The sequence below is a fragment of the Micromonospora sp. BQ32 genome (assembly GCF_059358895.1).
On the sequence record NZ_JCADBI010000009.1, the window covers coordinates 202,292 to 219,325 of the forward strand.

Sequence of the window (17,034 nt, forward strand, 5' to 3'; positions counted from 1 at the left end):
GCCTATGCCTCCAGGGGTCGGTTGCAAGCCGGGGTGACGCTACGGCGCGCCTACGACCTGCGGCAACGTGGCTAAGAAAGAGTTAAGGGGAAGTCGGACGCCAGGGTGCGGACTTCCGCGGATCCGGGCGTACAGTAAAGGCGTCCGGACAGAGAGTGTCCGTGCCTTGCGGCAGCCCCCCGACAAGTGGACAGGTCGACGTGGAGATGATCTACGGCCTGCGAGAACTTGACGAAGGAGGGGTTTGCGGCTCAATATATAGGTGTCGCCAGTCGCGCCCGGTCATGCCCAGATACAGCCTGGAATGACAGCCGCGTACAAATGGGCGCGCGTTGGCCGGCCTTTCCGGCAGCGCATATCAAGGAGTCAGCATGGCGAAGGCCCTCTACGGCCACGTAGGTGCAGCGCCCGACCGGCGTCTGCTCGACGAGGTCACCCGACTGCGTTCCAGGGTTCAGGCACTGGAGTTCGAGATCACGCGTCTGCGTGCCGACAATGATCGGCTCGCGGCGGCTGCGGCGGAGGCGGACGATCTGCTCCGACTGGCCGAGCCGGCGCTGACCTGATCTCCAGGTCGTAAAAACTGAATCGCACCACCGCAAAAATGCGCGCCGACACCTCTGTGCCGGCGCGTAACACTGTCCGGCACCTTTTCGACGCCGACGATTCATGATCTTGCGGTGGACCGCCCGGGAAGCGTGCCTCGCAGTTACCGAAAAGCGCGTCCACGGATAAGCCGATCATGAAAGGCGCTTGTCTTTTCGCGGTCGACGGAACGACAGCGCGCCCACGGTCCACGCGACCCGGGGCGGGTCGCGTGCCGGCCCGCTCCCACCGCCGGGTTAGTCTGCGAGTTCACCCAGGTCCCCACAGCCGGCGACGGTACGGCGGCCACCGGACGAGGATCGAGTAGGTGTATCTCAAGAGCCTGACGGTGAAGGGGTTCAAGTCCTTCGCCTCCGCCACGACGTTGAAGCTGGAGCCCGGGATCACCTGTGTGGTGGGCCCGAACGGCTCGGGCAAGTCCAACGTCGTCGACGCCATCGCCTGGGTCCTCGGCGAGCAGGGCGCCAAGGCCCTTCGTGGCGGCAAGATGGAGGACGTCATCTTCGCCGGCACCGCCGGCCGGGCGCCGCTGGGTCGCGCCGAGGTCACCCTCACCATCGACAACACCGACGGCGCGCTGCCGATCGAGTACACCGAGGTCTCCATCACCCGCCGGATGTTCCGCTCCGGTGAGAGCGAGTACGAGATCAACGGCAACTCCTGCCGGTTGCTCGACATCCAGGAGCTGCTGTCCGACTCCGGCATCGGCCGGGAGATGCACATCATCGTCGGGCAGGGCCGCCTCGACGGCATGCTGCACGCCAAGCCGGAGGACCGCCGGGCGTTCATCGAGGAGGCGGCCGGCGTCCTCAAGCACCGCAAGCGCAAGGAAAAGGCGCTGCGCAAGCTCGACGCGATGCAGACCAACCTCAACCGCCTGACCGACCTCACGGCCGAGCTGCGTCGTCAGCTCAAGCCGCTGGGCCGGCAGGCCGAGGTGGCTCGGCGCGCCGCCGCCATCCAGGCCAACCTGCGCGACGCCCGGTTGCGCCTGCTCGCCGACGACCTGGCCACCCTGCGGACCACTCTGGACCGGGAGATCGCCGACGAGACCGCGCTACGTGAGCGGCGCGAGCAGATCGAGGGTGAGCACGCCGAGGTGCAGGGCCGGCTCGGCGAGTTGGAGGCCGCCCTCGCGGAGGACGCTCCGCTGCTCGCCGCCGCCCAGGACACCTGGTACAAGCTCTCCGCCCTCCAGGAACGCTTCCGCTCGATCGAGCAGTTGGCCCGGGAACGGCTGCGGCACCTCAGCGCCACCGGCGACGACGAGCGGCCCGGCCGCGACCCGGACCAGCTGGAGGCCGAGGCGGAACGCGTCCGCGAGCAGGAAGAGGAGCTGCGCGGCGCGCTCACCGACGACCAGATCCGACTGGCTGAGGCGGTCGAGCACCGCCAGGAGTTGGAGCGGCAGCTGGCCGCCGCCGAGCGCGAGCTGGTCGCCGCGGCCAAGGCCATCGCCGACCGGCGGGAGGGGATGGCCCGGCTCACCGGCCAGGTCAACTCCGCCCGGGCTCGGACCACCAGCGCCGGCGAGGAGATCGAACGCCTCGCGATCGCGCACGCCGACGCGCTGGGCCGCGCCGAGCAGGCGCAGGCCGACCTGGACGCGGTCGCCGCCCAGTCCACCGAGGCCGACCGGGACAACGCGGACCTGGACGCCCGGCACGCCGAGGCGGTCGCCGTGCAGGAGCGGGCGCAGGCCACCGTCCGATCGCTGGCCGATGCCGAGCGGGCGGCGGAGAAGGACGCCGCCACCTGGAAGGCCCGGGAGGAGGCGCTCGCCCTCGGGCTGCGGCGCAAGGACGGTGCCGGGGCGCTGCTCGCCCGCGCCGGCGACGTGCCCGGCCTGCTCGGCAGCCTCGCCGGGCTGCTCACCGTCGCGCCGGGCCACGAGGCCGCGCTGGCCGCCGCGCTCGGCGGCCTCGCCGACGCGGTCGCCGTCAGCGGGGTGGACGAGGCCGTCGAGGCGATGCGGCTGCTGAAGATCTCCGACGCCGGCCGGGCCGGCCTGCTGGTCGGCAGTCCGGCCGGCCCCGGCATGACCGGCTCCGCGGACGCGCTGCGTCCGAAGCTGCCCGACGACGCCCGGTGGGCGCCCGACCTGGTGGAGTGCAGCGCCGAGCTGCGTCCGGCGGTGCACCGGGCCCTGCGCGACGTGGCGCTCGTCGATGATCTCGCCGCCGCCGCCGAGCTGGTCGCCAGCAACCCCGAGCTGCGGGCGGTCACCCCGGACGGTGACGTGGTCGGGGCGTACGCGGCGGCGGGCGGGTCGGCCAAGGCGCCCAGTTACATCGAGGTGCAGGCCGCCGTCGAGGAGGCCCGGGCCAACCGGCTCACCGCCGAACGCGCTGGCCTGGAGCTGCGTGATCAGTTGGTCGAGGCGCGCGCCGAGGTGGCCGCCGCCAAGGAGGCCGTGCAGCACGCCGCCGCCGAGAAGCGCGAGGCGGAGAGTCACCGCAACGCCGCCGCTCGCCGGCTGGCCGAGCTGGGCGCGGCGGCCCGGTCCGCCAAGGCCGAGACCGACCGGCTGGGCGACTCCCGCTCCCGCGCCGAGGCCGCCCGGCAACGGGACCTCACCGCGCTCGCCGAGCTGGAGGAGCGGCTACGGCTGGCCGAGGAGACCCCGGTCGACGCCGAGCCCTCCACCGAGGAACGGGATCAACTGGCGGCCATGGTGCCGCAGGCCCGGCAGAACGAGATGGAGGTCCGGCTCGCCGTGCGTACCGCCGAGGAGCGGGTCTCCTCGATCGCCGGCCGGGCCGACTCGCTCGCCCGACAGGCCACCGCGGAGCGGGCCGCCCGGGAACGCGCGGCGGCCCGGCGGGCCGCCCGCGCCCGGGGCGCGGGCATCGCCCGGTCCGTCGCCGGTGGCGCCCGGGAGGCGCTGACCCGGCTGACCACCTCGATCGCCACGGCCGAGGAGCACCGCGACGCGGTCGCCCTGGAGCGCGCCGCGCGGGAGGCGGAGCTTCAGGAGGTACGCGGGGCCGCCAAGCGGCTCGGCGCGGAGTTGGAGCGGCTGACCAGCCAGGTGCACCGCGACGAGGTGGCCCGGGCGGAGCAGCGGCTGCGCATCGAGCAGTTGGAGGCGAAGGCCGCCGAGGACTTCGGGCTGGACGTGGAGACGCTGGTCGCCGAGTACGGTCCCACCCAGCCCGTTCCGCCGACCCAGGTCGACGTCGCGGCAGCCGAACGTGACGGTCTGCCGGTGCCCGAGCCGGTGCGCTACGAGCGGCCGGTGCAGGAGAAGCGGGCCGCGAAGGCGGAACGCGAACTCGCCCTGCTCGGCAAGGTCAACCCGCTCGCGCTGGAGGAGTTCGCCGCGCTGGAGGAGCGTTTCAAGTTCCTCTCCGAGCAGTTGGAGGACCTCAAGGCCACCCGTCGGGACCTGCTCACCGTGGTCAAGGACGTGGACGAGCGGATCCTGGAGGTCTTCGCCAGCGCCTTCGAGGACACCGCCCGGGAGTTCGAGCAGGTGTTTACGGTGCTCTTCCCCGGCGGCGAGGGGCGGCTGATCCTCACCGAACCGGACGACCTGCTCACCACCGGCGTCGAGGTGGAGGCCCGCCCGCCGGGCAAGAAGATCAAGCGGCTGTCGCTGCTCTCCGGTGGTGAGCGGTCGCTGACCGCGGTGGCCATGTTGGTGGCGATCTTCCGCGCCCGGCCCAGCCCGTTCTACATCATGGACGAGGTGGAGGCGGCCCTCGATGACGTCAACCTGGGCCGGCTGATCACGTTGCTGGCACAGTTGCGGGAGAAGAGTCAGCTGATCGTCATCACGCACCAGAAGCGGACGATGGAGATCGCCGACGCGCTCTACGGCGTGACCATGCGCAGCGGGGTCACTCAGGTGATCAGCCAACGGCTCAACCGGGCCGACGAGGACGACCAGCGGCACGGCCGCGGCGAGGAGAACGGGTAGTGGCTCGGGAACGCGCGACGGCGCTCCTGCTGGACTTCGACGGCGTACTGCGCCGGTGGGACCCGGCGGTGGCCGCCGTTGTCGAGCGGGAGTACGGCCTCTCCGAGGGCGTGCTCGGCGAGATCGCCATGCAGTGGGGCCGGCTCCAACCGGTGCTCACCGGCCAGGTCAACCACGCCGAGTGGATGAAGAGCGTGGCGGACGCCCTGACCGAATCGGTGGGCAGCCCGGAACGGGCCCGCGCTGCGGTCGAGCAGTGGCAGAGCTACCGGGGAGAGGTCGACCAGGACGTGCTGGCCTTCGTCCGCGAGGTCCGCGCGGCGGGCGTCCGGGTCGGGCTGGGCACCAACGCCACCGACCTGCTCGACGCCGACCTGGCCGCGCTCGGCCTGGTCGGTGAGCTGGACGTGGTGGTCAACTCCTCGGTGATCGGCGTGCACAAGCCCGCCCCGGAATACTTCAAGGCCGCCTGCGTGGCCCTGGCCACCCCGCCGGCCCGGGTGCTCTTCGTCGACGACGAGGACTGGGCCGTGCGGGGTGCCCGCGCCGCCGGGCTGTCGGCGCACCGCTGGGGCGGCCACGCCGACCTGCGTTACCTGCGGGCGGCCCTGGACTACTGAGCGCGGGTCACTCGCCGGTGACGCCGTCGATGCGTTCCCGGATCAGGTCGGCGTGCCCGTTGTGCCGGGCGTACTCCTCGATCATGTGCACGTAGACCCAGCGGACGCTCATTTCGTCGGCGCTGCCGTCACGGCGGCGTCGTAGGAAGGTGTCGTCCAGGGACAGCTTGGCCGTCGCGGCCCGGACCGCCGTGAGTTCCGCGGCGTACGTGGCGAAGTCGGTCTCGGCGTCTGCGTCGGCGATGTCGTCCAGGTCGCCGTCGGGGCTCGCGTCGGTGTTGTAGAGGTCGTCCAGGTGCTCGCCGGCGGCGCGGATGCGGAACCACCAGCGCTCCACCTCGGTCATGTGCCGTACGAGGCCGAGCAGGGTGAGCCCCGAGGGCTGCACGCTCGGCGTCTTCAACTGCTCGGCGGTGAGCCCGGCGCACTTGAGCAGCAGCGTCTGTCGGTGATAGTCGAGCCAGCCTTCGAGCATGGTGCGCTCGTCGCCGACGTACGGTTCGGGGGTCCGGTTGATCTCCGGTGCGATCCAGGTCATGCCGCGCATCCTGCCCGGCACCTCGGACACTCCGCGACGGGGTTTTCAGGGCACCACGACGACGGGCCAGCGACCGGCGCGGACCAGCCGGGTGGCGACCGAGCCGACCAGCCGGTGCCCGGCCTGCTCGGAGGCGCCGACCACCACCATGTCGGCCTGGAACTCGTCGGCCGCCGCGCACAGCTCGCCGTACGCGTCGCCGCGCCGTACCAGCAGGGTCACCGGAATGCCCCACTGCTCGGCCCCGCGCCGGCACTCCCGGCGCAGTTCGTCAGCCAACTCGTCGTGGGTGCGCTGGACCGCGCCGGCATCCATGCCGGGCACCAGGGCGGTCAGCCCGCTCGGCGAGCTGACGAAGACCACCACCAGCGCGGCGTTCTGCCGACGGGCCAGGCCCGCGGCGTAGGAGCCGGCCCGCTCGGAGGTGCGGGTGCCGTCGACGCCCACCATGATCACCCGAGGTCCGTCCGTGCCGCGCTCGAAGGGCAGCGGTCGGGTCCGGGGGCCGTACTCCTCGCGGTCCGGTGCTCCCACCCCCATGGTTCTACCTCACCTCTGCTCGCCGGTACGGATCACGGGTGCGCCAGCGCCGGCAGCGACTGTCGATTCCCGCTCGACCTCGTCGGAAACCGGGTTTCCGTTGTGCTGGCGCAGCGGCACCTCCTTGATGAAGGTCACCGCGATGAGCGCGATCAGCGCGAACGGGGCGGCGGCCAGGAAGATGTCACCGGCGCCGTGGCCGTACGCGCTCTCCACCACCGCCCGCAGCGGGCCGGGCAGGGTGTGCACGTCGGGCAGGGTGCCACCGCTACCCGAGCTGGACGCCGGGATGCCGAGCTGGGCCAGACCGTCGGCGGTGTAGTCCTTGACCTTGTGGGCGAGCACCGCGCCGAGGGCGGAGACGCCGATCGCGCCACCCAGGCTACGGAAGAACGCCACCACCGAGCTGGCCGCGCCGAGTTCGTGCGGGCCGACGGTGTTCTGCACGGCGAGGACCAGGTTCTGCATGGTCATGCCCAGGCCGACGCCGATCACCAGCATGTAGACGCTGAGCAGGGTGAAGCTGGTGTCGGCGCGCAGGGTGCCCATCAGCGCGAAGCCGATGGTGAGCAGTGCCGAGCCGATCACCAGGTACCGCTTCCAGCGGCCGGTCTTGGTGATGACCCGCCCGATGACCGTGGAGGCGACCAGCAGGCCGAGGATCATCGGCAGGGTCATCAGGCCGGACATGGTCGGGCTCTGCCCACGGCTGATCTGGAAGTACTGGCCCAGGAAGATCGACGCCCCGAACATGCCGACGCCGACCGCGATGCTGGCGACGACGGCGAGGGTGATGGTGCGGTTGCGGAACAGCCGTGGCGGGATCATCGGTTCGGCGGCCCGGTTCTCGACCCGGATGGCCAGCGCGCCGAGAACCAGCGCGCCGAGAACCAGCGCGCCGACGACCATGGCGGCGGTCTGCCAGGAGGCCCAGGCGAACTGGTCGCCAGCGAGCGAGACCCAGATCAGCAGCACCGAGACGGCCGCGGTGATCAGGGTGGCGCCCCACCAGTCGATCTCGGCCTTCCGCTTGACCACCGGCAGGTGCAGGGTCTTCTGGAGCACGATCAGCGCGACGATGGCGAACGGCACGCCGACGTAGAAGCACCAGCGCCAGCCGAGCCAGGAGGTGTCGACGATGACGCCGCCGATCAGCGGGCCGCCGATGGTGCCGACGGCCATCACGGCGCCGAGGTAGCCGCTGTAGCGGCCGCGCTCGCGGGGCGCGATCATCGTGGCCATGATCACCTGGGCCAGGGCGGTGAGGCCGCCCGCCCCGACGCCCTGGAGCACCCGGCAGGCGATCAGCTCACCGGTGCCCTGGGCGAGGCCGGCCAGCACCGAGCCCAGCACGTAGATCCCCAGGGCGAGCTGGACCAGGGTCTTCTTGCTGGTGAGGTCGGCCAGCTTGCCCCAGATGGGGGTGGTCGCGGTGGTCGCGAGCAGGGCCGAGGTGACCACCCAGGTGTACGCGGACTGGCCGCCGTGCAGTTCGGTGATGATCCGCGGCAGCGCGTTCGAGATGACCGTGGAGGAGAGGATCGCGACGAACAGGCCCAGCAGCAGACCGGAGAGTGCTTCCAGGATCTGCCGGTGGGTCATGGTCACGGCGGTCGCCTGGGAAGGCACTGTCGCCTGGCTCATCGTTTGTTGCCTCCGAGCGGAGTCGAGATGGAACGGGCGGCGGGCTGGTACGCACCGGCCGCCTGAGAGTTGCCTAAGGCAACCGTATGCCTTAGTTGCCTGAAGCAACAACCTGAAGGACCGGCGCCCTATTCCCCCGTACCGGGCGGCTACAGCCAGGAGTCCCTGGCGCCGGGCGGCTGCAGCCAGGAGTCCCTGGCGCCGGGCGGCTACTGCCAGGAGTCGTTGAACCGGCCGAGCAGCCGGGCGAACTCCTCGACGTCCCGCTCGGGCCAGCCGTCCAGGGCGCGCAGGAACTCGCCCAGCCGGGCCGCCCGGGCGACATCGAACCGGCGCTGACCCTCGTCGGTGAGGCTGATCTGCGCGGCCCGCCGGTCACTCGGATCGGGGTCGCGATGGACCAGGCCGAGGACCTCCAACGCGTTGATCTGCCGGCTCAGCGTCCCCTTGCCCACGCCCAGCCGCGCCGCCAGCTCGGTCAACCGGATCGACCCGCTACGGCGCAACCAGAGCAACAACCCGTAGGTGTTCGGCTCCAGGTTCGGGTGCACCTCCCGGGCGATCTCCCAGGAGACCGCCCGGCCGCGACGCAGCAGAGCGGTCAACTCGTGCTCAACCGCTCGGATCGGCTCCGGCAGGTGCTCATCCACGGCGTAGAGACTACGGCGCGGCCGGCTCGCCGCCGCCGGAGAGTCGACGCCGCATCACCGGGCGTAGGTGCCCGTCCTTCGTGGTGCCCTCGATGACCACGTCGGCCCCGCGCCCCTGGTGGGTCAGGGTGGCGACCGCGTTACCGAAGTAGGGGCCGGCCAGCTTGCGCCAGCGCACCCCCGGCCGTCGTACCCCCGCGGAGCGGGCCAACGCCCGGGTGGCCCCGGCCGGACCGGGCGACCAGCCCAGCCGCATCAACGGGCGGATGCCGGCCGGCACCTGGTTGTGGATCGGCGAACAGGTGAGCTGGTGCACCGGGGTGACCACCGCCGGATCGGCGAACCGGGCCCGCGCTACGTACGAGTGGTGCACGTCGCCGGAGAGCACGCTGATCGACGCCGGTGGGGCGTACGCCGGGCCGGCCCCGATCCGCGCGCCGGACTGCCGCGGCGTGCCGGTGCCGATGCGGGCGAACGTCTCCGCCAGCGCCTCGAAGGAACGCCGGAACGCCGCCCAGTGCTCCAGGTCCAGGGCGCGGCGCAGCTTCTCCGCCCCGCGCGCCACCCAGGGCCGGCGTGAGTCCGCCAGCTTCTCGTTCCACGCCTCGATGTGGTGGATGCCCTGCGGCAGCAGCCAGGGCAGCGAGGCGCCCACCACCAGGTGGTCGTAGACCCCGTGCGCCTGGTCGAGGAACCAGGACCACTCGCCGGGCGGCAGCATCGCCCGGCTGCCGGGCTCGAGCACCCGGCTGCACCGGTTGTCCAGCATGACCAGCCGGGTCCGGCCCAGGTCCAGCGCGTAGCTCCACTGATACTGCACGGCGCGCCAGCGCTCGGTGTCGTGCGCCAGGTCGGACTCCTGATCGACCCGGTTGCCGAACTCGCGCAGCACGCTGGTGGCGTCCTCCGCAGTGGCGACCTTCGCGAAGACGGGGTCGGCGAGGATCTCGTCGGGGGAGAGGTTGCCCAGGTGCTGGTAGACCCAGTACGAGGCGAGCCCACTGCCGATTCGCTCCCGCCACCACGGCTGCTCACGCACCTCGGCTCGCCACGCCGCCGAGGTGTTCCAGTCGTCGATGATCTCGTGATCGTCGAAGATCATCACGCTCGGCACGGTGGAGAGCAGCCAGCGGATCTCCGGATCACGCCAGGACTCCAGATAGAGCTTGGTGTACTCGTCGAAGCTCACCACCTGGTCCGCCGGTGCGCCCTTCGGCCGCCGCCGACGTCGACGCAGCAGCCGGCGCACGGTGGGCGAGGTGACGTCGGCGTAGACCTGGTCACCGAGCAGCACCAGCAGGTCGGGTAGCGGTTGCGACTCCGGGTCGGCCATCAACCGCCGGGCGTACGCGTCCAGCGCGTCCGGTGGCAGCTTGCGGGTGGTGGCGTGCTGGGTGGTCTCCCGGCACGAGCCGAAGATCAGGTTGACCGGCTGGTCCCGGTCGTCGGCGGCCCGGGTGCGGATCACGCTGGGCGGGAACCCGCTGCTCGGCACCGGCCAGACGATCTCGTCGTCGACCAGCACCTCGTAGGTGGTCTCGCTGTCCGGTGTGAGCCCCTCCACCACCACGAGCGCGTAGTGGTGGTCGTACGCCGAGAAGGTGGGCGCGGTGCCGGTGGCGCCGCCGGCGGTACGGACGGTGACCACGGCGGGCGCCGCCGTCTCCACCCAGATCGTCGCCCGGGTGTCCACCACTCGCCGCAGCAGTGGGCCGATGAGGAGGTGTGCGGCGGGCATGCGGCCGAGCCTACCGCCGGTTCCTGGCGTCGACCGGGTGCGGTGGCTGAGACCCCGAGCACCGCTCGGGGTGCGGTGGCTGAGCTTCCGGGCACCGCTCGGGGTGCGGTGGCTGAGCTTCCGGGCACCGCTCGGGGTGCGGTGGCTGGGACGCCGCCGTCCGCATCTGACAGGATTCCGGCATGGCCGAATATCTCGTCCTCGCTCTGGTCCTGCTCGGTGTGTTGATCGCCGGCACAGTCGGGCTGGTCGTGCCGCGATTGCGGCGGCGGCCCGAGCCCCCGCTGCCGCGCACCGAGGTCGACACCAGGGCCGAGGAGGATCTCGCCGGCCCGCCGGTCGAGGCACCGGAGTCCGATCTGTCCACCGGCGTCCTGGTCGAACCGCCACCGGTGCTCGAACCGCAGGTGGAGGTCCCCGAGCCGACCGCCGGGCGGCTGGTCCGGCTCCGCTCGCGGCTGTCCCGCTCACAGAACGTGTTCGGCAAGGGCCTGCTCGGCCTGCTCGCTCGCGATCACCTCGACGAGGACGTCTGGGAGGAGATCGAGGACAGCCTGATCACCGCCGATGTCGGCGTCGACGCCACCCGCGACATCGTCGACCGGCTCCGCGAGCGCACCCGGGTGCTCGGCACCCGCTCGGCGTTCGAACTGCGGGCACTGCTCGCCGCCGAGCTGGTCAACGCGCTCGACCCGAGCCTGGACCGCTCGTTGCGGACCGCCCCCAAGGACGGCGTGCCGGCGGTGGTCCTGGTCGTCGGCGTCAACGGCGCCGGCAAGACCACCACCTGCGGCAAGATCGCTCGGGTGCTGGTGGCCGACGGTCGCAGCGTGCTGCTCGGCGCCGCGGACACCTTCCGGGCCGCCGCGGCCGACCAACTGGAAACCTGGGGCTCGCGCGTCGGTGCGGAGACCGTCCGGGGGCCCGAGGCCGCCGACCCGGCCAGCGTCGCCTTCGACGCCGTCAAGCGCGGCATCGACACCGGCGTGGACACCGTGCTCATCGACACCGCGGGCCGCCTGCAGAACAAGGTCGGCCTGATGGACGAGCTGGGCAAGGTCAAGCGCGTGGTGGAGAAGCAGGGCCCGATCGACGAGACGCTGCTCATCCTGGATGCCACCACCGGGCAGAACGGCCTGGAGCAGGCCCGGGTCTTCACCGAGGTGGTCAACGTGACCGGGGTGGTGCTGACCAAGCTCGACGGCACCGCCAAGGGCGGAATCGTGATCGCCGTGCAGCGCAAGCTCGGCATCCCCGTGAAGCTGGTCGGCCTCGGCGAAGGCAAGGACGACCTGGCCCCGTTCGACCCGGCGCAGTTCGTTGACGCGTTGCTGGGGACCGAGGCCACCGGCCGGGACGCGTAGTCTCGGGTGACCACTGACGATCGCGCGTACGCGGGCTGGCGCGACCCCGGCCATCCTTCGCAGCGCCTCGGGAGGCCGTACGTGACCTCGCAGGAGATCCCGCTGCACGGCGGCAACGTGAGCACCGTTGTCCGAGTGGGTGACACCGTCCGGCGCAACGCCGGGCCGTGGACCCCGTCCGTGCACGCGCTGCTGCGCCACCTGGAGTACGTGGGGTTCACCGGCGCCCCTCGGGCGCTCGGGATGGACGAACGCAACCGTGAGGTGCTGTCGTACCTGGAGGGGGAGTGCGGAGAATATCCACTCGCCCCGCACTGGGTGACCGACGAGGCCCTGGTCACCGTCGCCACCATGCTGCGGATGTTCCACGACGCGCAGTACGGCTTCACCCCTCCGCAGGCGGCGGTCTGGCGCTCGTTCGGGCCCCCACCACCGGACACCGAGGTGATCTGCCACCACGACGCCGCGCCGCACAACGTGATCTGGCGTCCGGACGGCACCCTCGGGCTGATCGACTTCGACCTCGCCTCGCCCGGGGCGCGGATCTACGACGTGGCGTACGCGGCCTGGACCTGGGTGCCGATCTTCGCGGACCGCGACTCGATCACGCTGGGCTGGAAGCACCCGGACCGGCCGCGCCGGCTCCGGCTCTTCGCCGACGCGTACGGGCTGATCCCACGGGACCGGCACCGGCTGATCCGGACCATCCGCAAACGGATCGTGGACCACGTCGAGGGGATCCGCCGGATGGCAGCCGCCGGTGAGCCGGCGTTCGTCCGGATCGTGCACAAGGGGCACCTGCGTCGACCGATGCGCGATCTGCGGCTGCTCGACTACGAGCGGCACGCCCTGGAGAACGCCCTCCGCTGAGCGCCGGTCGGTCGATGCTCGGCCGGGCCCGGCAAACGCACCGGTCGATGTCGCTGACCGGTCAGCCATCGACGTTCGCCGTCCGGTCGACCCACCTTCGTCCATGCTGCTGACTGTGCGGAGTTCGTGACACGTCCGAAACAACCCGTCACGAAACGGAAACCCGCACGGGACCCAAAGTGAAACAGCCGGCCGCGAAGCTTCCGCGCAACCGGCCTACGGGCGACGCTGCCCCGGAAAGCCGCGAAGGAGGACTTCACCTTTAGGAGGCCAGCGTGCCTGAAGCACCGACGATCGACGGCGCCAATACCACGTGGCTGCTGGTTTCGACCGCGCTCGTGCTGCTCATGACCCCCGGACTGGCGCTGTTCTACGGCGGCCTCAACCGGGCCAAGGGCGTACTCAACATGATGATGATGAGCTTCTCCGCTATCGGGCTCATCTCTATTCTGTGGTGGTTCTACGGATTCAGCGTCGCCTTCGGGGCCGACGTGAACGGCTTCTGGGGCGACCCGGGCGCGTACCTCGGCACCAAGACCTTCCTCGCCGAAACCGACCTGTGGGGTGCCACGGCGGAGAACCCCAGCGGCATCGGGGTCCCGCTCTACGTGTTCATGGCCTTCCAGATGGTCTTCGCGGTGATCACCGTCGCGCTGATCAGCGGCGCCATCGCCGACCGGGCCAAGTTCGCCGGCTGGCTGCTGTTCGCCTTCGGCTGGGCCACCCTGGTCTACTTCCCGGTCGCGCACTGGGTGTGGGGCGGCGGCATCATCGGCGGCGACATCCACGCACTGGACTTCGCCGGTGGAACCGCGGTGCACATCAACGCCGGTGCGGCGGCCCTGGCCGTGGTGCTGGTGCTCGGCAAGCGGCTCGGTTGGCCGCGTGAGGGCATGAAGCCGCACAACATCCCGTTGGTGGCGCTCGGTGCGGGTCTGCTGTGGTTCGGCTGGTTCGGGTTCAACGCCGGCTCGGAGCTGACCGTCGACTCGGTCGCCGGCCTCGCCTTCATCAACACCCAGCTCGCCACGGCGGCGGCGGTGCTCGGCTGGATCGCGGTCGAGTGGGTCAAGACCCGTAAGCCGACGATGGTCGGTGCCTCGTCCGGTGCCATCGCCGGCCTGGTCGCCATCACCCCGGCGTGTGGCTTCATCGCACCGTGGGCGTCCGTCCTGCTCGGCGTCGTCGCCGGCGCGGTGTGCGCGCTCGCCGTCAGCCTGAAGTACAAGCTCGGCTACGACGACTCGCTCGACGTGGTCGGCGTGCACTTCGTCGGTGGTTGGATCGGCTCGCTCTGGCTCGGCCTCTTCGCCACCAACTCGGTCAACGCGGCGATCACCGACGTGGTGGGCGCCTCCGACGGCCTCTTCTACGGCGGCGGCGCGACCCAGCTCGGCCGGCAGGCCCTCGCCGGCCTGATCGTCACCGCCTGGTCGTTCGGCATCGCCTGGGTGCTCGCCTTCGTCATCGAGAAGACGATCGGCTTCCGCGTCAAGGGTGAGGCGGAGGTCGAGGGCATCGACATCGCCGAGCACGCCGAGAGCAGCTACGACCTGTCCCCGGCCGGCGGCGGCACGGGCAGCGCGTTCGCGATGGCCGGCATCGGCACCCCCGGTGGTGGCGCGACGAGTGGTGCCAAGCCGGAGGCGGAGCCCGCCGAGCCGGTCAGCGAAAAGGTCGCCGGTTAACGTTCCTGGGATGGAGGGGTTGGACATGAAGCTGGTGACCGCAGTCATCAAGCCGTACCAGCTGGACGCGGTGAAGGAGGCCCTGCACGCCCTCGGGGTGGCCGGGCTGACCGTCAGCGAGGTTCAGGGGTACGGGCGGCAGAAGGGGCACACCGAGGTCTACCGGGGTGCCGAGTACACGGTCGAGTTCCTGCCCAAGATCCGGGTCGAGGTGCTCACCGACGAGATCGACGTCGACAAGGTGGTGGACGCGATCGTCGGGGCGGCCCGCACGGGCAAGATCGGTGACGGCAAGGTCTGGGTCACCGGTGTCGAAGAGGTCGTCCGGGTACGTACCGGCGAGCGCGGCCTCGACGCACTCTGACCTCGGCCACGACTGACATGACCTCGTTGATCAAGAAGAACGCGTCAGGACCCGCCGATGACGGCGACGCGAACCTCTTGATCAACGAGGTCGTCGGCGTTCCCGGGGGGATCGGGGAAGCGGCCCGGCGGGGGCGGGCCGCCGCGTACGACTCGTTCTTGCGGGGGTTGTTGCCTGCGCGGGACGGGGTGGCGCTGCTGGCCGTCGGGGGGTTGGGTCGGCGACAGTGCGCCCCGTACGGCGACCTCGACCTGGTGTTGGTGCACGCCGGGGTGCCCGGCACGGACGAGTTGGCCGCCTCGGTCTGGTACCCGATCTGGGACGCGGGCCTGCGCCTCGACCATTCGGTACGCACCGTCGCCGAGGCGCTCTCGGTGGCCCAGGACGACGTCAAGGTCGCCCTCGGGCTGCTCGACGCCCGGCTGATCGTGGGAGACCAGGCGCTGGCCGACGCGCTGATCCGCACCGCCGCCGATCACTGGCGGCGCACGGCGGTCCGGCACCTGCCCGGCCTGCGGGAGGTCACCGAGGCCCGCTGGCAGGCCCACGGCGAGCTGGCGTTCCTGCTGGAGGGCGACCTCAAGGAGGCCGCCGGTGGTCTGCGCGACGTGGGGCTGCTGCGGGCGATCTCCGCCGCCGGCATCACCGACGCGCTGCGTCCCGCCGTACGCGCCGCCCACCTGCGCCTGTTGGACACCCGCGACGCCCTGCACCAGCAGGTCGGCCGACGGGTCGACCGGCTGGTCGCCCAGGAGCGCGACGGTGTGGCCAATCTGCTCGGGCAGGACGACGGCGACGCGCTGCTACGCCGGGTCGCCGGTGACGCCCGCACGGTCAGCCACGCCCTGGACGACGCCTTCCGGGCCGCCGACCGGCTGCGCTCCGGCCGCTCCCGGGGCGGGAACGGCCGCCCGGCCCGCCGCCCGGTCGCCCGCGACGTGGTGGAACACGACGGCGAGCTGGTGCTCGCCCGCACGGCGATCGGCGCACGACCCGACCCGAGCCTCTCGCTGCGGGTGGCCGCCGCGTCGGCCACGACCCGAATCCCCATCGCACGGGCCACCTGCGAGTGGCTGGCGGCGTACTGCCCGCCACTGCCCGCCCCCTGGCCGGCCGAGGCCCGGGCCGCGCTGATCACCCTGCTCGGCGCCGGTGCCGGCCTGGTGCCGGCCTGGGAGACCTGCGACCGGTACGGGCTGGTCGACGGTTGGCTGCCCGAGTGGACCCGGCTGCGCAGCCTGCCCCAGCACAACCCGGTGCACCGCTTCACCCTCGACCGCCACCTCGTACAGACCGCGCACGAGGCCAGCCGGCACGCCCGCGAGGTGGAGCGCCCCGACCTGCTGCTCCTGGGCGCACTCCTGCACGACATCGGCAAGGGCCTCCCCGGTGACCACAGCACCGTCGGTGTGCCGGTTGCCCAGGCGGTGGCCACCAGGGTCGGTCTGCCCGCCCCGGAGGTCGAGTTGATCGGCAAGCTGGTCCAGCTGCACCTGCTGCTGCCCGACGTGGCCACCCGCCGGGACCTGGCCGACCCGGTCACCATCGCCTCGGTGGCCGAGGCGGTCGGTGACACCGGCACCCTCGACGTGCTGCACGCGCTGGTCCGCGCCGACGCGGCGGCGACCGGGCCGGCGGCCTGGTCCGACTGGAAGGGCAGGCTCGTCGCCGAGCTGGTCGCCCGGGTTCGCACCGCGCTGGACACCGGCGTACTCCCCGAGCCGCCCGCCCCGGACCCGGAGCTGCTGGCCGGGCCACTGCCGGTGATCCACCTGACCGGCGACCGGGTGTCGGTCGCGGCTGCCGACCGGCGGGGTCTGCTCGCCACGGTGGCCGGCTGCCTGGCGCTGCACCGGCTGGAGGTGATCTCCGCGGACGCCTCCGCCGTCGACGGCCGGGCTTTGGTCGAATGCCGGGTGCAGCCCCGCTACGGCCTCCCGCCGGACCCGGTCCCGCTCCGCGCCGACCTGCGCCGGGCTGTCGCCGGCGACGTGTCGGTCACCCAACGGCTGCGCGGCCGTGCGCTCGCCAGCCGGGGCGGTGGCGCGGCTCCACGAGTGGTCTGGCACCGCGAGGCGGCCACCGACGCCGTACTGCTGGAACTGCGCGCCGCCGACGCCGCCGGCTTGCTCTACCGAGTCGCCTGCGCGCTCGACGAGGCCGGCGCCCTGGTCCGCGCGGCCCGCATCTCCACCCTCGGCGCCGACGTGGTCGACGCCTTCTACCTGGTCGGTGGCTGGCCGGACGACGCCACCCGGGCCCGCCTGGAGGCCGCGGTCCTCGCCGCCGTCTGATCCGTGCTGCCTCTGCGGTTACCGGCTCTCCTCGGCGACCGCGCGGCCCTGCCGCCCGGGGCCCTGAGCCGTGAAGCGGACCCGCCAGCCCTCGTGCCCTTTTAGCGTTATACCGCTCAGGCATATTTATACCTCTGAGGTATAACGCTCTCCGCGGTGTCCGTCGCCAACCGTTATCCGCCGACGTCTGTCACCT

The 17,034-nt window shown here is 71.8% G+C and carries 13 protein-coding genes; 8 read left to right on the plus strand and 5 right to left on the minus strand.

What is annotated here, in order from left to right; translation table 11 throughout:
* Positions 1–371: 371 nt before the first annotated feature.
* The 3 genes from AC5L30_RS19135 (at position 372) to AC5L30_RS19145 (ending at position 5,148) form a co-directional block, all read left to right on the plus strand.
* Positions 372–566 (plus strand): hypothetical protein, encoded by a 195-nt coding sequence (locus AC5L30_RS19135; RefSeq protein ID WP_030487463.1) that lies wholly within the window; start codon positions 372–374, stop codon positions 564–566.
* Between the two features lie 347 nt (positions 567–913).
* The gene (smc, locus tag AC5L30_RS19140; RefSeq protein ID WP_494868824.1) at positions 914–4,528 is read left to right on the plus strand and encodes a chromosome segregation protein SMC; all 3,615 of its coding nucleotides are present in this window, start codon (positions 914–916) and stop codon (positions 4,526–4,528) included.
* Positions 4,528–5,148, plus strand: a complete 621-nt coding sequence (locus AC5L30_RS19145) for an HAD family hydrolase (protein WP_494868826.1) — start codon at positions 4,528–4,530, stop codon at positions 5,146–5,148. Before smc ends, AC5L30_RS19145 begins: the two co-directional genes overlap by 1 nt.
* A 7-nt stretch (positions 5,149–5,155) precedes the next feature.
* On the opposite strand, the gene AC5L30_RS19150 is transcribed toward AC5L30_RS19145, so the two are convergent.
* The 5 genes from AC5L30_RS19150 to AC5L30_RS19170 all read right to left on the minus strand — a co-directional run bounded on the left by AC5L30_RS19150 (position 5,156) and on the right by AC5L30_RS19170 (position 10,258).
* Positions 5,156–5,686, minus strand: coding sequence for a DinB family protein (locus AC5L30_RS19150; protein WP_494868828.1), 531 nt, complete (start codon positions 5,684–5,686; stop codon positions 5,156–5,158).
* Positions 5,687–5,731: 45 nt separating this feature from the next.
* Positions 5,732–6,226: a universal stress protein gene (locus tag AC5L30_RS19155; protein ID WP_494868830.1), complete on the minus strand. Its 495-nt coding sequence runs from the start codon at positions 6,224–6,226 to the stop codon at positions 5,732–5,734.
* 9 nt (positions 6,227–6,235) lie between these two features.
* Positions 6,236–7,828 (minus strand): MDR family MFS transporter, encoded by a 1,593-nt coding sequence (locus tag AC5L30_RS19160; RefSeq protein ID WP_494868926.1) that lies wholly within the window; start codon positions 7,826–7,828, stop codon positions 6,236–6,238.
* Between the two features lie 251 nt (positions 7,829–8,079).
* On the minus strand, positions 8,080–8,520 hold the full coding sequence (locus AC5L30_RS19165; protein WP_238681244.1) for a MarR family winged helix-turn-helix transcriptional regulator: 441 nt from the start codon (positions 8,518–8,520) through the stop codon (positions 8,080–8,082).
* Between the two features lie 10 nt (positions 8,521–8,530).
* Positions 8,531–10,258 carry an alkaline phosphatase D family protein gene (locus AC5L30_RS19170; RefSeq protein ID WP_494868833.1) on the minus strand — a complete coding sequence of 576 codons (1,728 nt, stop codon included), beginning with the start codon at positions 10,256–10,258 and terminating at the stop codon, positions 8,531–8,533.
* A 182-nt stretch (positions 10,259–10,440) separates the two neighbouring features.
* Between AC5L30_RS19170 and ftsY the strand changes: the two genes are divergently transcribed.
* The 5 genes from ftsY to AC5L30_RS19195 all read left to right on the plus strand — a co-directional run bounded on the left by ftsY (position 10,441) and on the right by AC5L30_RS19195 (position 16,838).
* Complete coding sequence (gene ftsY / locus AC5L30_RS19175; RefSeq protein WP_494868835.1) at positions 10,441–11,622, plus strand: signal recognition particle-docking protein FtsY; 1,182 nt, start codon at positions 10,441–10,443, stop codon at positions 11,620–11,622.
* A gap of 6 nt (positions 11,623–11,628) precedes the next feature.
* A complete protein-coding gene (locus AC5L30_RS19180) occupies positions 11,629–12,492 on the plus strand; it encodes a phosphotransferase (protein ID WP_181539524.1) in 864 nt (287 codons plus the stop codon).
* Between the two features lie 275 nt (positions 12,493–12,767).
* Entirely contained in the window at positions 12,768–14,180 is a 1,413-nt protein-coding gene (locus AC5L30_RS19185) for an ammonium transporter (RefSeq protein ID WP_494868837.1), read from the plus strand.
* Positions 14,181–14,205: 25 nt separating this feature from the next.
* Positions 14,206–14,544, plus strand: a complete 339-nt coding sequence (locus tag AC5L30_RS19190) for a P-II family nitrogen regulator (RefSeq protein ID WP_172862163.1) — start codon at positions 14,206–14,208, stop codon at positions 14,542–14,544.
* A gap of 17 nt (positions 14,545–14,561) precedes the next feature.
* A complete protein-coding gene (locus AC5L30_RS19195; RefSeq protein ID WP_494868839.1) occupies positions 14,562–16,838 on the plus strand; it encodes a [protein-PII] uridylyltransferase in 2,277 nt (758 codons plus the stop codon).
* Positions 16,839–17,034: the final 196 nt, after the last annotated feature.